This is a genomic window from Arthrobacter agilis (assembly GCF_030816075.1).
In the GTDB taxonomy this organism is placed as follows: Bacteria; Actinomycetota; Actinomycetes; order Actinomycetales; family Micrococcaceae; genus Arthrobacter_D; species Arthrobacter_D agilis_E.
In genome coordinates, this window is sequence record NZ_JAUSXO010000001.1 from 687,498 (window position 1) to 704,587 (window position 17,090).

The following is a 17,090-nucleotide window of genomic DNA, read 5'->3' on the forward strand; positions in this document are numbered from 1 at the left end:
ATCGTGGGGACGGCGCCCGGCCCCGCGGGGGCCGGGGAAGGAGGGACCGTGACCGCGAACAGGGATCCTGGCACCGGCCCGCCCGGCCGGCGACCCGCCCGGCTGCTCCCCGGGCCGGCGCGCCTGCTCGTGGGCGTGGCCGTCGCCGTCTTCGCCGCCTCGCTCGGTTTCGTCCTCCTGTATACGACGTCACTCCCGGCGGCAGTGTGCATCCTGATCGCGTTCGTCCTCGGCGCGGCCCAGCTGTACGCCCTGCGGGGCAACCTGTTCCGCAGCAACGGGACCGGCGGCGGGACCCGCGACGGAGCGGGCGACGGACATGACGACGGATTCGGTGACGGATCCGGTGACGGAAGCGGTGGCACCGACGGCCGGCCGGGCGCTCGCTGACCGTACGCCGCTGCCGACCGGCCGCGTGGCGCAGCGCGTGGCAAAATAGGCCGGTGACCACCGCGACGCCCGGCAATGCCCCCTCCTCCCGCGCCATCATCAGACCCATCCAGCCCGAGGACTACGAGGACGTCCGCCGGATCACGCGCGGCGCCTACCTCGAGGCCGGGTACTTCGCCGACGAGGCCCACCCCTACATGGCGGTGCTGGCCGACGTCGAGCACCGTGCAGAGCACGCCGAGGTCTGGGTGGCCGAGCGCGACGGCGCCGTGGTGGGGTCGGTCGCGCTGACGTTCGCCGGCCAGCGGTACACGGACATCGCGGTGGAGGGGGAGCTCGAGTTCCGCATGCTCGCGGTGGACCCGACCGTGCAGCGCGGCGGCGTGGGCCGGGCCATGGTGGAGCGGATCATCGAGCACGCCCGGACGCTGCCCGGCATCGAGGCCGTGAGCCTGACCAGCGGCTCCGACATGGTGCGCGCCCACCGCCTCTACACATCGATGGGCTTCGTCCGGGTCCCCGAGCGGGACTGGGAGGTCCCGAACGAGGACATCCTGCTCTGGGTCTTCCGCCTGCCCCTCTGACCCGCCGGGAACGGGCGGGAGCCGCGGCCGTCGCCCGGTTCTCCGATGGCGGGCGCCTCGCGCGCCGCCACTAGACTGGAGGCAGACACCCACCTCCGACTTCCAGGGGAGATCCATGGCTGAGATCAACCGGGACGACGTCGCGCACCTCGCGCGGCTCGCCCACATCGACATGAACGACGACGAGCTCGACCGCATGGCGGGGGAGCTCGCCGTGATCGTCGACTCCATCAAGTCCGTGAGCGAGGTGGCGGGCGACGACGTCCCCGCGACCAGCCACCCCATCCCGCTGAGCAATGTGTTCCGCGACGACGTGGTGGGGGAGACCCTCAGCAACGAGGACGCGCTGCTCGGTGCGCCCGACAACGCCGACGGCCGCTTCAAGGTCCCGGCCATCCTGGACGGGGAGTAACCCATGACCGACCTGATCCGCCTGTCCGCCGACGCCCTGGCGCAGAAGCTCGCCGCCAAGGAGGTCTCCGCCGTCGAGGTGACGCAGGCCCACCTGGACCGCATCGACGCCGTGGACGGCGCCCTCAACGCCTTCCTGCACGTGAACACCGAGGAGGCGCTGCTCGTCGCCGCCGAGGTGGACAAGGCCCGCAGCATCGGCGACACCCTGCACCCGCTGGCCGGCGTGCCGATCGCGGTGAAGGACCTCATCGTCACGCGGGGCCAGCCCACCACGGCCGGCTCGAAGATCCTCGAGGGCTGGCAGAGCCCGTACGACGCCACGGTGGTCCGCCGGCTCCGGGACGCGAAGATGCCGATCCTCGGCAAGACCAACCTGGACGAGTTCGCGATGGGCTCCTCGACCGAGCACTCCGCATTCGGCCCCACCCGGAACCCCTGGGACCTGGACCGCATCCCCGGCGGGTCCGGCGGCGGATCCGCCGCCGCCGTCGCCGCGTTCGAGGCGCCCCTGGCCCTCGGCACCGACACCGGCGGGTCCATCCGCCAGCCCGGCGCCGTGACCGGGACGGTCGGCGTGAAGCCCACCTACGGCGGCGTCTCCCGCTACGGCGCCATCGCCATGGCGTCCTCGCTCGACCAGATCGGCCCCGTCTCCCGCACCGTCCTCGACAGCGCCCTGCTGCACGAGGTCATCGGCGGCCACGACCCGCACGATTCGACATCGCTCACCGACCCCGTGGGCGCACTCGTCGAGGCCGCACGCCTGGGCCACGTGCAGGGCATGCGGATCGGCGTCATCAAGGAACTGCAGGGCGAGGGCTACCAGGCCGGCGTCCTCGCGCGCTTCTCCGAGTCGCTCGAGCTGCTGCGTTCGGCGGGCGCGGAGATCGTCGAGGTCTCCTGCCCCAACTTCCGGTACGCGCTCGGCGCCTACTACCTGATCATGCCGTCGGAGGCGTCCAGCAACCTCGCCAAGTACGACGGCGTCCGGTTCGGCCTGCGCGTGGTGCCCGAGGGCACCCCGACGATCGAGCGCGTCATGGGCGCCACCCGCGCCGCCGGATTCGGCGACGAGGTCAAGCGCCGCATCATCCTCGGCACCTACGCGCTGAGCGCCGGCTACTACGACGCCTACTACGGGTCCGCGCAGAAGGTCCGCACGCTCATCCAGCGCGACTTCGCCGCAGCCTTCGAGCAGGCGGACGTGCTCGTCTCGCCGACCGCCCCGACCACCGCGTTCAAGCTGGGCGAGAAGCTCGACGACCCGCTGGCGATGTACCTCAACGATGTCGCCACCATCCCGGCGAACCTCGCCGGCGTGCCCGGCCTGTCGCTGCCGGGCGGCCTCGCGGACGAGGACGGACTGCCGGTCGGCATCCAGCTCCTCGCGCCCGCCCGCCAGGACGCACGCCTGTACCGCGTGGGCGCCGTCCTCGAATCACTGCTCGAAGACACGTGGGGCGGGCCGCTGCTGGCCCAGGCCCCGGAGATCACGACGATCGCAGGTGGGAAGTAATGACTGCTGTAACCGATGAGGTCCTCTCCTTCGACGAGGCCATGGAGAAGTACGATCCCGTGCTCGGGTTCGAGGTCCACGTGGAGCTCAACACGAAGACCAAGATGTTCTCCTCCGCCCCCAACGCCTTCGGGGACGTGCCCAACACCAACGTGACGCCCGTGGACCTCGGCCTGCCCGGTGTCCTGCCCGTCGTCAACGGCGTGGCCGTGGAGTCCGCGATCAAGATCGGCCTCGCGCTGAACTGCAAGATCGCCGAGAAGTGCTACTTCGCGCGGAAGAACTACTTCTACCCGGACACCCCGAAGAACTTCCAGACCTCCCAGTTCGAGGACCCGATCGCGTACGACGGCTCCATCGACATCGAGCTCGCCGACGGCACCGTCTTCACGGTCGAGATCGAGCGCGCCCACATGGAGGAGGACGCCGGCAAGCTCACCCACATGGGCGGCTCCACGGGCCGCATCCAGGGTGCCGAGTTCTCCCTCGTGGACTACAACCGGGCGGGCGTGCCGCTCATCGAGATCGTCACCAAGCCGATCGTCGGTGCCGGGTCCCGCGCCCCCGAGCTCGCGAAGGCCTACGTCGCCGCGATCCGCGAGATCGTCAAGAACCTCGGCGTCTCCGACGCCCGCATGGAGCGCGGCAACGTGCGCTGCGACGCGAACGTCTCCCTCAAGCCCAAGGGCCAGGAGAAGTTCGGCACGCGCACCGAGACCAAGAACGTGAACTCGCTGCGCGCCGTCGAGCACGCGGTCACCTACGAGATCCAGCGCCACGCCGCCGTCCTGGACTCCGGCACGCCGATCCTGCAGGAGACGCGCCACTGGCACGAGGACACACGGTCGACGACGTCCGGACGGCCCAAGTCCGACGCCGACGACTACCGCTACTTCCCGGAGCCGGACCTCGTGCCCGTCGTGACGAACGAGGCCTGGATCGAGAAGCTCCGCGCCGAGCTGCCCGAGCCTCCCGCCGAGCGCCGCAAGCGCCTGCAGGCCGACTGGGGCTACTCCGACGCCGAGTTCCGCGACGTCGTCAACGCCGGCGTCATGTCCTCCATCGAGGACACCGTCGCCGCCGGCGTGAGCGCAGCCGTCGCCCGCAAGTGGTGGATGGGCGAGATCTCCCGCCGCGCCAAGCTCGCGGACGTCGAGCCGGCCGAGCTCGGCGTCACACCCGAGCTGATCGTGGAGCTCAACGCGCTCATCGAGTCCGGCAAGATCAACGACAAGCTCTCCCGCGACGTGCTCGACGGCGTCCTCGCCGGCGAGGGCACGCCCGCGGAGGTCGTCGAGCAGCGCGGACTCGCCGTCGTGTCCGACGACGGGCCCCTCCTCGAGGCGATCGACGGCGCCCTCGCGGCCCAGCCCGACGTCGCCGACAAGATCCGCGGCGGCAAGATCCAGGCCGTCGGCGCGATCGTGGGCGGCGTTATGAAGGCGACCCGCGGGCAGGCCGACGCCGGCCGCGTCCGCGAACTCATCCTGCAGCGCCTCGGCGTCGAGGGATAGCCGCCGGCGTTCCCGACGGCGTGCAGCGGCGGGACCGGGTGGACGGCTCCACCCGGTGCCGCCGCGCCGGATCCGGCGCTCCCAGGAGGTCCCGATGGCCCTGATGCCGCAGGCGGAGATCGACGTGGCGCCGTCGCTCGTCACCGCGCTGCTCGCCGCGCAGGCGCCGGACCTGGCCCACCTGCCGGTACGGTCCGTGGGCGGCGGCTGGGACAACACGCTGTTCCGGCTGGGGGAGGACCTCGTGGTGCGCCTGCCCCGGCGTGCGGTCGCGGACGCCCTGATGGTCGCCGAGCAGCGCTGGCTCCCCGGCCTCGCCGCGTCCGTGTCCGTCCCGACGTCGGCGCCCCTCCGGCTCGGCCGGCCCGGTTCCGGCTACCCGTGGCACTGGTCCGTGTCCCGGTGGATCGACGGGGTCGGCGGCCTCACCGTCCCGCGGGACCGTCGCTCCGCCGCGGCCGTTCCGCTCGCTCGGTTCCTCGCCGCGTTCCAGCGCCCCGCCCCGGCCGACGCCCCCGTGAGTCCCGTCGGCCGCGGGGGTCCGCTGGTGGCGCGCGACGCCGTCGTCCGGGCGCGGCTCGCCTCGCTCGGCGACACTCCAGGCATGCCCGGTCCGCAGCTGCTGGAGGTCTGGGAGGCGTCCCTCGCCGCGCCCGCCTGGACACGGGCACCCCTGTGGCTGCACGGCGACCTGCACCCCGGGAACGTCGTCCTGGGACCCGACGGCGCGCTGGCCGGCGTCGTCGACTTCGGTGACCTGTGCTCCGGGGACCCGGCGACGGACCTCGCCGCGGCCTGGCTCCACTTCGACGCCGCCGGCCGGTCCGCGTTCCGTGCCGCACTCGAGGCGCTGCGCCCCACCGACGCCCCGACGTGGACCCGGGCGCGCGGCTGGGCCGTGAGCATGGGCAGCGCGCTGGCCGCGGCGTCGGACGATGCCCCTGCCCTCCACGCGCTCGGCGTCGGGATCCTCGGAGCGGTCCTCGAGGGCTGATGCCTCCCGGCCGGTCCGCGGTCCGATCCCGCCCACTGGTAGTGTTGCCCCGGGCAATATCCCGCCCGGCACTCGTACCGCCCAGGCCCAGCCCATCCCGCTGGAGCATCCGGCGGGATGGAAGGAACCGTTCAGTGAAGGCGCTGTACAAATCCGGGGCGCATCCCGGCTTCGAACTCGTGGACCGCCCCGAACCCGAGGCAGGGTGGGGCGAGGTCAAGATCCGCGTCATCACCACGGGCATCTGCGGTACGGACCTCCATATCGAGAGCTGGGACGCCTGGGCGCAGGGCATGATCACCGCGCCCCTCATCCCCGGCCACGAGTTCTACGGCGAGGTCGTCGGCCTCGGCGACGGCGTCCGCGACATCAGGGTCGGAGACCGCGTCTCCGGCGAGGGGCACATCGTCTGCGGGATCTGCCGCAACTGCCGCGCGGGGCGCCGCCAGATGTGCATCCACACCTCGAGCGTCGGCGTGCAGCGCGACGGCGCGTTCGCCGAGTTCGTCGTCGTCCCCGAGACCAACGTGTGGGTGCACGACGCGACCATCACACCCGAGCTCGGCGCCGTCTTCGACCCCTTCGGCAACGCCGTGCACACCGCGCTCAGTTTCCCGCTCGTCGGCGAGGACGTGCTCATCACGGGCGCCGGCCCCATCGGGCTCATGGCCGTCGCCGTCGCCCGGCACGCGGGCGCCCGGAAGATCGCCATCACCGACGTCTCCGCCCCCCGCCTCGAACTCGCCCGCGGCGTCGGCGCCGATCTCGCCGTCGACGTCAGCCGCATGCGCGTCGCGGACGCCCAGCGCGAGCTCGGCATGAAGGAGGGCTTCGACATCGGGATGGAGATGTCCGGGCACGCGACCGCCCTGCCCGAGATGATCGACAACATGAACCACGGCGGGAAGATCGCCATGCTGGGGCTGCCGTCCGGTCCCATCTCCATCGACTGGGGCAAGGTGGTCACGCATATGCTCACCCTCAAGGGCATCTACGGACGGGAGATGTTCGAGACCTGGTACGCGATGAGCGCCATGCTGCAGTCCAACCGGACGCTGCGTGAGGCGGTCGCGTCCGTGGTCACCGACTGCCTGCCGGCCCACCGGTGGCAGGAGGGCTTTCGGACGGCGCGCGACGGCGCCAGCGGCAAAGTGGTCCTCGACTGGACCACCTTCTAGGAAGCAGGAACACCATGTACGCAGCAGTCCGCGACCAGCTCGCCGGTGAACTCGACGACATCCGCAGCGCAGGCCTCTTCAAGCACGAGCGGCGCATCTCGTCGCCGCAGTCCAGCTCCATCACGGCGGGTGCGCAGGGCGCCCCCGACGCCCGGGTGCTGAACTTCTGCGCCAACAACTACCTCGGCCTCGCCGACCACCCGGACATCATCGCGGCCGCCAAGACGGCGCTCGACGAGCGCGGGTTCGGCATGGCCTCGGTGCGCTTCATCTGCGGCACGCAGGACCTGCACCTCGACCTCGAGCGGCGCGTCTCGCAGTTCCTCGGCACCGAGGACACCATCCTCTTCTCCTCCTGCTTCGACGCGAACGGCGGGGTCTTCGAATCGCTCCTCGGGGCAGAGGACGCCGTGATCTCCGACGCCCTGAACCACGCGTCGATCATCGACGGCATCCGCCTCTCCAAGGCCCGGCGCTTCCGCTACGCGAACCGCGACATGGCGGACCTGGAGGCGAAACTGCAGGAGGCCTCCGATGCGCGGCGCCGCCTCATCGTGACCGACGGCGTCTTCTCCATGGACGGTTACCTCGCGCCCCTCGAGGCCATCTGCGATCTCGCCGAGCGGTACGACGCGATGGTCATGGTCGACGACTCCCACGCCGTCGGCTTCATGGGCGCGACCGGCGCCGGCACACCCGAGCATGCGGGCGTCGCCCACCGGGTGGACATCTTCACGGGGACGTTCGGCAAGGCGCTCGGCGGGGCATCCGGCGGGTACGTCGCCGCCCGCGCCGAGATCGTGGCCCTGCTGCGCCAGCGGGCACGGCCCTACCTGTTCTCCAACTCCCTCGCCCCCTCGATCGTCGCGGCCACCCTCACCGCGCTGGACCTGGTGGAGAACAGCAGGGAGCTCCGCGAGACCCTCACCCGCAACGCGGCGCAGTTCCGCCGCCGCATGACGGAGGAGGGCTTCGACCTGCTGGCCGGCGAGCACGCGATCATCCCCGTGATGTTCGGCGACGCCGTCCTCGCCGCGCGGACCGCCGACGCGATGCTCGCGCACGGCGTCTTCGTCACCGCCTTCAGCTACCCCGTGGTCCCCAAGGGCGCCGCCCGCATCCGCGTGCAGCTCTCGGCCGCCCACACGGGGGACGACGTCGAGGCCTGCGTGCAGGCCTTCGTGGCCGCCCGCGCCGAGGTGGCACCGGAGGTCGGTGCCGACGCGGCCACGGAGCAGCAGGACCCCGCCGGTGCGGGCGCGCCGGGCGCCCACGTGGGCGGCGCCTGACCCGGTCCCGCGACCGGCGCGGACCGGGCCCGAGACCGGCGCGGACCGGGCCCGAGACCGGCGCGGACCGGGCCCGAGACCGGCGCGGACCGGGCCCGGGAGGACCGCTGCGTCCCGGGCGGGCACCGGATGGGGGAGGCCCGCCCTAGGATGACGGGATGACCTCCCTCGAGTGCGACGTCCTGATCATCGGCGGCGGGATCGCCGGGCTGTCCCTGGCGTCCGCGCTCGCCCCGTTCTCGAGCGTGGTCCTCGTGGAGGCCGAGGCGACGCTCGGGTACCACACGTCCTCGCGCTCCGCCCGGCAGCTCATCCCCAGCTACGGTCCCGAGCCGCTCCGGGACCTGACGCGCCGCACGCTCGACGTGCTCTCCGGTGTGCAGTCCTCCACCGGGCTCCCGCTCACCGTCCCGCGGTCCGTCCTGCTCATCGGGTCCGAGGCCGACGTCGCGGCGAAGGCGAATGCCGCCATGCGCCCCGTGGCCCGCGCCGAGGCCCTCGACCTGTGCCCGCAACTGCGCCCCGGCGCCTTCGAGGCCGCCGCCCTCGATACCGGCTGCGTCGGCACGGACACGGACCTGCTGCTGGAGTACCACCGGCGCAGCGCCGGCGACGACGGCGTGCTCATCCTCACGGGCGCACCCGTCACGTCCGCCCGGTACGACGGCGCCGGGTGGAGTGTGCGCGCCGGCTACCGCAGCATCAGCGCGGAGGTGGTGGTCGATGCCGCCGGTGCGTGGGCCGACGGCGTCGCGTCCCTCTGCGGCGTCGCGCCGCAGGGCCTCGTGCCGCTGCGCCGGACGGCGGCGATCGTCTCGGCGACCGATGCGCCCCCGGTCGGCACACCCATGGTGGCGGCCGCCGACGACTCGTTCTACTACCGCCCGGACGCCGCCGGCGTCCTGATCTCCCCGTGTGAGGCGGAGCCGTCGGACCCGGGCGACGCGCAGCCCCACCCGGGGGACGTCGAGCGGCTCGTGGAGCACCTGGCCACCGTCACCACCCTCGGCATCACCTCGGTGCAGCGGTCCTGGACGGGGCTGCGGACACAGCGAGAGTCCGGGCTGCCCGTGGTCGGCTTCGATAACGCGCATCCCGGTTTCTTCTGGCTCGCCGGCCAGGGGGGCTACGGCTTCCAGACGTCGTCGGGCATCGCCGAACTGGCGGCGGTCCTGCTCACGGGTGCCGATCCCGCCGATCTGGGCGCCGACCCCGGCAGCATCGCGGCCGCCGCCACGGCGCTGCGGCCGGCCTGAGAGGTGCCCGGACCGGGCCTGCGCCGGGAATGAGCCGGGAATGAACCGGGTCCCGACCCTTGCCGACCGGGCTGCCCGCCCGCAACGGGTGGCCCTGCGCCGCGCCGCCCGCCCGGGCCTCCGTCGTTTCCGTAGAGTAGTGGCCGGAGGCAGCCCCGGTACGCCGGCGGCGGGCCTGGTCATCGCAGGATCATCCGCCGCAGTGGCGGACTCATCGAACGGAACGGATCATGTCAGCAAGTGGAGGCAACAAGGCGATCGTCGCGGCCCTGGCCGCGAACCTCACGATCGCCGCGCTCAAGTTCGTGGCCTTCGCGCTCACGCGCTCCTCGTCCATGCTCGCCGAGGGCATCCACTCCGTCGCGGATTCGGGCAACCAGGTCCTCCTGCTGGTCGGCGGCAAACGGTCCAGGCGGCAGGCGAGTGCCGAGCATCCCTTCGGCTACGGCCGTGAACGGTACATCTACGCCTTCATCGTCTCCATCGTCCTGTTCAGCGTCGGAGGCCTCTTCGCGCTGTACGAGGCCTATCACAAGTACCAGGACCCGCACCCCATCGAGGGCCCCTTCTGGTGGGTGCCGCTCGCGGTCCTGATCGGCGCGATCATCGCCGAGTCGTTCTCGCTCCGCACCGCCATCAAGGAGTCCAACCACACGCGCGGCGGCATGGGCTGGGTGCGCTTCGTGCGCACCGCCAAGTCGCCCGAACTGCCGGTGATCCTCCTCGAGGACCTCGGCGCGCTCGTGGGCCTCGCGTTCGCGCTGGTCGGTGTCTCCATGACGCTGCTCACCGACAACGGCCTCTGGGACGCGGCGGGCACCGCGATGATCGGCCTGCTCCTCGTGGCCATCGCCGCCATCCTCGCCATCGAGACCAAGAGCCTGCTCCTCGGGGAATCGGCGACCGCCGCGGACGTCGCGAAGATCGAGGCCGCCATCAGCAACGGCGGCTCCACGCGCATCATCCACCTGAAGACCCTGCACCTCGGCCCGGACGAACTGCTCGTCGCCGCCAAGATCACGGTCGGGAGCCGCGAGAGCGGCGAGCAGATCGCGGCGGACATCAACAGTGCCGAGGAGCGCGTCCGGGCCGCCGTACCCATCGCCACGGCCATCTACCTGGAGCCCGATCTGTTCCATCCCGCGGCCGCCGCGACGCCCTCAGCGAACGGGAACCCTCCAGAGGTCGCACCGGGCGGCGACCCGTCGCGGCGGGTCTAGGATGAGCGCATGAACGTCATCGAAACACGCCTTCCCGGCATCGGAGTGCGGCGGGAGATCGTCACGGGCTCCGGTCGCAGGGTGGGGATCGTCGCCCAGCGCGACGGTGATCTGGACCTCATCATCTCGAAGGCGAGCGACCCGGATGCCTGTGTCGCCTCCATCCCGCTGACCCCCGACGAGGCCGCGACGATCGGCAACCTCCTCGGCTCGCGGCAGCTCGTCGCCCAGCTGACGGAGGAGCACCGCGATCTCCCGGGAGTCTCCACGCGGCAGTTCCTGATCGAGCGCGGGTCGCCCTTCGACGGCCGGCCCCTCGCGGACACGCGCATGCGCTCCCGCTCGGGTGCCTCGCTCGTCGCCGTCCTCCGCTCGGGCCAGGTGCAGGCCTCGCCGACACCCGATTTCACCCTCACCGCGGGCGATCTGCTGGTGGTGGTGGGTACCTCCGAGGGCCTCGACGCCGCGGCGGACATCCTGCGCAACGGCTGAGCCGCCTGTGCACACGACCGCCCTGACCCTGATCGAACTCGGCGCGATCCTGCTGTTCCTCGGTATCCTCGGGCGGCTCGCCGGCCGGATCGGGCTCTCGCCGATCCCGCTCTACCTCATCGGAGGCCTGTTCTTCGGGCAGGGCGGGTTCATCGAGCTCGAGGGCGTCCTCGACTTCAGCGAGGTCGCCAGCGAGATCGGCATCGTCCTGCTGCTGCTCATGCTCGGCCTCGAATACACCGCGAAGGAACTCGTCACCGGTCTGCGCCAGTCATGGCTGGCCGGGATCGTGGACTTCGTCCTCAACTTCACGCCGGGCGCCCTCGTCGCCGTCGTCCTCGGCTGGGGGCCCGTCGCCGCCCTCGTCATGGGCGGCGTCACCTACATCTCGTCGTCGGGGATCGCCGCGAAAGTCATCGGCGACCTCGGCCGGCTCGGCAACCGCGAGACGCCCACGGTCCTCGCGATCCTCGTCTTCGAGGACCTCGCCATGGCCATCTACCTGCCGGTGCTCACGGCGGTCCTCGCCGGGCTCAGTTTCGCCGGCGGCCTCGGAACCGTCGGCATCTCCCTGCTCGTGGTCACGCTCGTGCTCGTCATCGCCCTGCGGTGGGGGAACATCGTCTCCGCCGTCGTCGACAGCACCGACCGTGAGGTGTTCCTCCTGACCCTGATCGGCGCGGCCCTCCTCGTCGCCGGACTGGCCTCCGCCCTGCAGGTCTCGGCGGCCGTCGGCGCGTTCCTGCTCGGCATCGCGATCTCCGGCGCGACGGCGGAGAACGCCGCGCGCGTCCTGGAACCCCTCAGGGACCTCTTCGCGGCCATCTTCTTCGTCGTGTTCGGGCTGAACACCGATCCGTCCTCCATCCCTCCCGTGCTCGGCGTCGCCCTGCTCCTGGCCGTGGTGACCTCGGCGACCAAGATCGCGACCGGCTGGTGGGCCGCCGGGCGGCAGGGGATCGGGCGGATGGGGCGGGCGCGTGCCGGCACGGCGCTCGTGGCGCGCGGCGAGTTCTCGATCGTCATCGCCGGTCTCGCGGTGACCTCCGGGGCCGTGCTCCCCGAACTGGCCGCGCTGGCCACCACGTACGTGCTCCTCATGGCCGTCCTCGGCCCGGTACTGGCGCGGCTCGCCGAACCGGGCATGGAACTGGCCGAACGCCTGTCGAGCCGGCGCCTGCGGACGGTTCCGACCGCCGAGAGCACCTGACCGGACGCCCGGCCCGCTAGTCGTCGAGGATCTTGCCGATCGGTTCGCGCTTCTCGGCCTGGAACGTGTCCTCCTCGCGGCCGTACGCCCAGTAGCCGGAGAGGGAGACCTGCGAGCGCGCCAGTCCCCTGTCCCTGAACAGGACGTCGCGGAGCGCCTTCATCGCACCCCGCTCGCCGTGCACGAACGCGTCGACGCGCCCGTCGGGCCACGGCCCGTCGGCGACGGCGTCCGCGAGCAGCGTCGTCGTCCCCGCCGCCTGCCCGTCCCGGAACAGCCAGTGCAGCTCGAGGCCCGCGGGGGCCCGGAGCGGGATGACGTCGGCGGCACCGTCCACCTCCAGGTACGCGTGCCCCACGGCGGCAGGGTGTAGCGCTTCGATGCCTGCGGCGACGGCCGGCAGGGCGGAGTCGTCGCCCACGAAGAGGTGCCAGTCGGCGTCCTGGTCGGGGGACCATTTGCCCGAGGGGCCCATCAGCACGAGGCTGTCACCCGGTACCGCGGCCGCCGCCCACGGCCCGGCGATCCCCGCGTCCCCGTGCACCACGAAGTCGATGGCCAGCCGCCGGGAGGCGCGGTCGAGCCAGCGGATGGTGTAGGTCCGCTTCACGGGGCGGTCGCCCGGAGCCAGTTCGTCCTTCAGCGCCGCGAGATCGTAGGGCGGCACCAGTCCGAGCCTCGGCTTGGCGAAGAGCAGCTTGGCGTACTTGTCCGTCGCCTCGCAGTCCTGCAGGTCGGCGAACCCGGGCCCGCCCGCCACGACCCGCACGAGGTGCGGGCTGAGCCACCGGGTCTCCTGCACGGTGAGGACCGCCTGCGGACGCGGGGCCTTGCGGTGCGGTGCGGCGTCAGGTGCGGCCGGCGGCGACGCCGGTGAAGGATCGGGGGCGGGAACGGGCGAGGGAACGGGCGAGGGAACAGGCGAGGACACGGGGAGGCGCTTCTTTCGACAGGGGGTCAGGCCACCCTAACAAGGTTCACTGGAGCGTCGCTGGGAGCACCCCGAGCGCCGCGTCGAGCAGCGAGCCGTCCTCCACCAGGAGGCGGGCGGCCTCGATCTCGGGGGCGAGGTAGCGGTCCGTCCCCGGGCCCTCCACGTCCTGGCGCAGCCGCTGCCGGACGGCCGTGATCGGGGCGGAGCTGCGGTAGCCGGGTGCTCCGCCGTCGCGCATGTCCAGGCCCCTCGCGGCCGTGAGGATCTCGATGGCGAGCACCCGCGTGAGGCCGTCCACGGCCCTGCGCAGCTTGAGGCCGGCGGCCCAGCCCATGGAGACGTGGTCCTCCTGCATCGCGGAGGACGGGATGGAGTCCACGGAGGCGGGGTTGGCGAGCCGCTTGAGTTCGGACACGATGCCCGCCTGCGTGTACTGGGCGATCATGTGCCCGGAGTCCACGCCGGGATCGTCCGCGAGGAAGGCGTTGAGTCCATGGCTGCGTGCCTTGTCGAGGAAGCGGTCGGTCCGGCGTTCGCTCATGGAGGCGACGTCGGCGACGGCGATCGCGAGGAAGTCCAGCACGTAGCCCACGGGGGCGCCGTGGAAGTTGCCGTTCGACTCGATGCGCCCGTCCGGGGTGATCACCGGGTTGTCGATCGCGGAGCCGAGTTCGACGGCGGCCACCGCGTCGGCGTGGGCGAGGGTGCCGCGTGCCGCGCCGTGCACCTGCGGCGCGCACCGCAGGGAGTAGGCGTCCTGGACGCGCGTGAACCGGTGGCGGCCGGTCTCGGAGGTCAGCTGCTCGCCGATCAGCGGCGATCCCTCGAGCAGCGCCCGGATGTTCGCGGCCGAGGCCACCTGCCCGGCGTGGGGCCGCAGGGCGTGCAGGTCCTCGGCGAAGACGGCGTCGGTGCCGAGCAGTCCCTCGACGCTCATGGCGGCGGCGAGGTCCGCCGTCGTCAGGAGGCGGTGGAGGTCGGTCGAGGCGAGGACCAGCATGCCGAGCATGCCGTCCGTCCCGTTGATGAGGGCCAGGCCCTCCTTCTCGCGCAGTTCCACCGGCGGGATGCCGGCCGCCGCCAGGGCCTCGGCGGCCGGCACGAGCTCCCCGGCGCCGTTCCGCACCGTGCCCTCGCCCATGAGGGCCAGGGCCACGTGCGAGAGCGGTGCGAGGTCGCCGGAGCAGCCGAGCGACCCGTACTCGCCGACCACGGGGGTGATGCCGGCGTTGAGCAGCGCCGCGGCGGTGGAGGCGACGAGGGGGCGCACGCCGGTGCGGCCCGTCGCGAGGGTGGAGAGGCGCCCGAGCATGAGGCCCCGCACCACCTCGCGGTCCACCTCCGCGCCGGAGGACGCCGCGTGGCTGCGGATGAGGCTGCGCTGGAGCTGTGTGCGCTGGTCGAGCGGGATGTGCCGGGTGGCCAGGGCACCGAAGCCGGTGGAGACGCCGTAGTGCGGGGTGCCGTCGTCGACGAGCGCATCGATCACCCGGCGTGACGCCGCCATGGCGTCGAGGGCCTCGGGGGCCAGCTCGACCCGGGCGTCGTACCGGGTCACGGCGACGACGTCGGCGGGGGAGAGGGGGCCGGTTCCGATGATCACGGAGGGCTGGGACACGGTCTGCCTCGGTTCCTGCGGTTCTGACCGCTATTGCCATTGAGTGGAAAGGACGTTTCAATAAGTGAAAACCACAGCAGGTCCGAACGCAAGGAGGCGAGCATGGCGGAATCCTCGACCCGCACCGTGGAGCGCGCCCTCGTGCTGCTCGGCGCCGTCTGCGACGCCGGCTCGCTGAGCCTCGCCGACGCGGCCCGGGAAGCCGACCTGTCGGCGTCCACGGCGCTCCGCCTGCTGCGGACGCTCGAGGGCACGGGCTTCGTGCGGCGCGACCCCCTCGGCGCCTACCGGCCGGGACTGCGCGTGGTGCAGCTCGGCGCGCAGGCGCTCGGGCACGAGTCGCTCGTCTCCCTCGCCGAACCCGCCCTCGAACGCCTCGTGCGGCAGACGGGCGAGTCGGCCTACCTCAGCGTCCCCTCGCACGACGGCGAGGGCGTCTACCTCGCCATGCGGGAGGGCACCCACTCGGTCCGCCACGCCAGCTGGGTCGGCCGCAGCATCCCGCTGGACGGCACCGCCGTCGGCGCCGTCCTCACCGGCGGCCCGCCGACCGGCGGCTTCGTCATCGTCCGCGACGGCATCGAGGCCGACGTCACAGCCATCGCCGCGCCGGTCTCGCCCGGCGGAAGGGCGGCCGCAGCCCTCAGCGTCGTCGTCCCCAGCTACCGCATCACCGAGGCCGAGGCCCACCGCATCGGGGCGCTCGTCGCGCAGGAGGCGGCCGCGCTCCTGAGCCGGCCGGGTGCACCCGCCATCCCCGAGAACCCACCAGGAGAACCAGCATGACGAGCGTCCCCAGCGCCACCCACGATCCGTCCCGCTCCATCCGCGCAGCCCGCGGCACGCGCCTGACCGCGAAGAGCTGGCAGACGGAGGCACCGCTGCGCATGCTCATGAACAACCTCGACCCCGAGGTGGCCGAGCGGCCCGAGGACCTCGTGGTCTACGGGGGCACGGGCCGCGCGGCGCGCAGCTGGGCGGCGTACGACGCGATCGTCCGCACGCTGGAGACCCTCGAGGACGACGAGACCCTGCTCGTGCAGTCCGGCAAACCCGTCGGCGTGTTCCGCACCAACCCGTGGGCACCGCGCGTGCTGCTCGCCAACTCCAACCTCGTGGGCGACTGGGCCACCTGGCCGGAGTTCCGCCGCCTCGAAGCCGAGGGCCTCATGATGTACGGGCAGATGACGGCGGGCTCCTGGATCTACATCGGCACGCAGGGCATCCTCCAGGGGACGTTCGAGACGTTCGCCGCCATCGCCCGCAAGCGGTTCGGCGGCACCCTCGCCGGCACCCTGACGCTCACCGCGGGCTGCGGCGGCATGGGCGGTGCCCAGCCGCTCGCCGTCACGCTCAACGGCGGGGCCGTCCTCATCGTCGACGTCAGCGAGGCGCGCCTGCGCCGCCGCGTCGCCAAGCGGTACCTGGACACCGTCGCGGACACGCTCGACGACGCCGTCGCGCAGGTCCTCGCGGCGAAGCACGGCAAGCGCGCCCTGTCCGTGGGTGTCGTCGGCAATGCCGCGACCGTCTTCCCGGAACTGCTGCGGCGCGGGCTCGACGTCGACATCGTCACCGACCAGACGTCCGCCCACGACCCGCTCAGCTACCTGCCCGAGGGGATCGCCCCCGACGAGTGGGAGCAGGAGGCCGCGGCCGACCCCGACGGCTTCACCAAGAAGGCGCAGGCCTCCATGGCGCTGCATGTCGAGGCGATGGTCGGCTTCCTCGACGCCGGCGCGGAGGTCTTCGACTACGGCAACTCCATCCGCGACGAGGCCCGCACGGGCGGCTTCGGCCGGGCGTTCGACGTGCCCGGCTTCGTCCCCGCCTACATCCGCCCGCTCTTCTGCGAGGGGCTGGGCCCGTTCCGCTGGGTGGCGCTCTCGGGGGATCCCGCGGACATCGCCGTCACGGACGCCGCCCTCAAGGACCTGTTCCCGGACAACGGGCACCTGCACCGCTGGCTCGACGCCGCCGCCGAGCACGTGGAGTTCGAGGGCCTGCCCGCACGGATCTGCTGGCTCGGTTACGGGGACCGCGCGAAGGCGGGACTGCTCTTCAACCGGCTCGTGGCCGAGGGGAAGGTGTCCGCGCCGATCGTCATCGGCCGCGACCACCTCGACTCGGGCTCCGTCGCCTCGCCCTACCGCGAGACCGAGGCCATGGCCGACGGCTCGGACGCCGTCGCCGACTGGCCGCTCCTGAACGCGCTGCTGAACACCTCCTCCGGCGCCACCTGGGTGTCCATCCACCACGGCGGCGGCGTCGGCATCGGCCGGTCCATCCACGCCGGGCAGGTCTCGGTGGCCGACGGGACCGACCTCGCCGCCCAGAAGCTCGAACGCCTCCTCACGAACGATCCGGGGATGGGCGTCATCCGCCACGTCGACGCCGGCTACGACCGCGCCCGCGAGGTCGCCGCCGAGCGCGGGGTGCGCATCCCCATGCAATCCTGAACAGACGGCAGCAGACCGTTCC

16 protein-coding genes are annotated in these 17,090 nt (G+C 72.4%); 14 read left to right on the forward strand and 2 right to left on the reverse strand.

All coding sequences use genetic code 11. The annotated features are described in order from the left end of the window. The first annotated feature begins 48 nt into the window (after positions 1-48). The 12 genes from QFZ50_RS02960 to QFZ50_RS03015 all read left to right on the forward strand — a co-directional run bounded on the left by QFZ50_RS02960 (position 49) and on the right by QFZ50_RS03015 (position 12,057). Complete coding sequence (locus QFZ50_RS02960; protein ID WP_307081758.1) at positions 49-390, forward strand: hypothetical protein; 342 nt, start codon at positions 49-51, stop codon at positions 388-390. Positions 391-443: 53 nt separating this feature from the next. After that, the gene (locus QFZ50_RS02965) at positions 444-974 is read left to right on the forward strand and encodes a GNAT family N-acetyltransferase (protein ID WP_307081760.1); all 531 of its coding nucleotides are present in this window, start codon (positions 444-446) and stop codon (positions 972-974) included. Positions 975-1,089: 115 nt separating this feature from the next. After that, positions 1,090-1,386, forward strand: coding sequence for an Asp-tRNA(Asn)/Glu-tRNA(Gln) amidotransferase subunit GatC (gatC, locus tag QFZ50_RS02970; protein WP_307081762.1), 297 nt, complete (start codon positions 1,090-1,092; stop codon positions 1,384-1,386). Between the two features lie 3 nt (positions 1,387-1,389). Next, entirely contained in the window at positions 1,390-2,904 is a 1,515-nt protein-coding gene (gatA, locus tag QFZ50_RS02975; RefSeq protein WP_307081764.1) for an Asp-tRNA(Asn)/Glu-tRNA(Gln) amidotransferase subunit GatA, read from the forward strand. Continuing rightward, complete coding sequence (gene gatB, locus QFZ50_RS02980; protein WP_307081767.1) at positions 2,904-4,418, forward strand: Asp-tRNA(Asn)/Glu-tRNA(Gln) amidotransferase subunit GatB; 1,515 nt, start codon at positions 2,904-2,906, stop codon at positions 4,416-4,418. Before gatA ends, gatB begins: the two co-directional genes overlap by 1 nt. A gap of 94 nt (positions 4,419-4,512) precedes the next feature. Beyond that, positions 4,513-5,412, forward strand: coding sequence for an aminoglycoside phosphotransferase family protein (locus QFZ50_RS02985; RefSeq protein WP_307081768.1), 900 nt, complete (start codon positions 4,513-4,515; stop codon positions 5,410-5,412). 134 nt (positions 5,413-5,546) lie between these two features. Next, positions 5,547-6,590 carry an L-threonine 3-dehydrogenase gene (gene tdh, locus QFZ50_RS02990; protein WP_307081769.1) on the forward strand — a complete coding sequence of 348 codons (1,044 nt, stop codon included), beginning with the start codon at positions 5,547-5,549 and terminating at the stop codon, positions 6,588-6,590. Positions 6,591-6,604: 14 nt separating this feature from the next. Further along, positions 6,605-7,879 carry a glycine C-acetyltransferase gene (locus QFZ50_RS02995; protein ID WP_307081771.1) on the forward strand — a complete coding sequence of 425 codons (1,275 nt, stop codon included), beginning with the start codon at positions 6,605-6,607 and terminating at the stop codon, positions 7,877-7,879. A gap of 158 nt (positions 7,880-8,037) precedes the next feature. Continuing rightward, complete coding sequence (locus tag QFZ50_RS03000; RefSeq protein ID WP_307081773.1) at positions 8,038-9,135, forward strand: NAD(P)/FAD-dependent oxidoreductase; 1,098 nt, start codon at positions 8,038-8,040, stop codon at positions 9,133-9,135. A 230-nt stretch (positions 9,136-9,365) separates the two neighbouring features. Further along, positions 9,366-10,355, forward strand: a complete 990-nt coding sequence (locus QFZ50_RS03005; RefSeq protein WP_307081775.1) for a cation diffusion facilitator family transporter — start codon at positions 9,366-9,368, stop codon at positions 10,353-10,355. A gap of 9 nt (positions 10,356-10,364) precedes the next feature. Then, the gene (locus QFZ50_RS03010) at positions 10,365-10,847 is read left to right on the forward strand and encodes a cation:proton antiporter regulatory subunit (RefSeq protein WP_307081777.1); all 483 of its coding nucleotides are present in this window, start codon (positions 10,365-10,367) and stop codon (positions 10,845-10,847) included. Between the two features lie 7 nt (positions 10,848-10,854). Then, on the forward strand, positions 10,855-12,057 hold the full coding sequence (locus tag QFZ50_RS03015) for a cation:proton antiporter (RefSeq protein ID WP_307081779.1): 1,203 nt from the start codon (positions 10,855-10,857) through the stop codon (positions 12,055-12,057). A gap of 16 nt (positions 12,058-12,073) precedes the next feature. Here the strand turns inward: QFZ50_RS03015 and QFZ50_RS03020 are convergent, their stop codons facing one another. Together QFZ50_RS03020 and hutH are read right to left on the reverse strand one after the other, a co-directional pair. Next, on the reverse strand, positions 12,074-12,859 hold the full coding sequence (locus QFZ50_RS03020) for a siderophore-interacting protein (protein ID WP_373462295.1): 786 nt from the start codon (positions 12,857-12,859) through the stop codon (positions 12,074-12,076). Positions 12,860-13,034: 175 nt separating this feature from the next. After that, positions 13,035-14,609, reverse strand: coding sequence for a histidine ammonia-lyase (gene hutH, locus QFZ50_RS03025; RefSeq protein ID WP_307081783.1), 1,575 nt, complete (start codon positions 14,607-14,609; stop codon positions 13,035-13,037). 102 nt (positions 14,610-14,711) lie between these two features. Here hutH and QFZ50_RS03030 point away from each other — a divergent pair, with 102 nt between their 5' ends. Beyond that, complete coding sequence (locus QFZ50_RS03030) at positions 14,712-15,395, forward strand: IclR family transcriptional regulator (protein ID WP_307081785.1); 684 nt, start codon at positions 14,712-14,714, stop codon at positions 15,393-15,395. Then, positions 15,392-17,068, forward strand: a complete 1,677-nt coding sequence (gene hutU / locus QFZ50_RS03035) for a urocanate hydratase (protein WP_307081787.1) — start codon at positions 15,392-15,394, stop codon at positions 17,066-17,068. Before QFZ50_RS03030 ends, hutU begins: the two co-directional genes overlap by 4 nt. Positions 17,069-17,090: the final 22 nt, after the last annotated feature.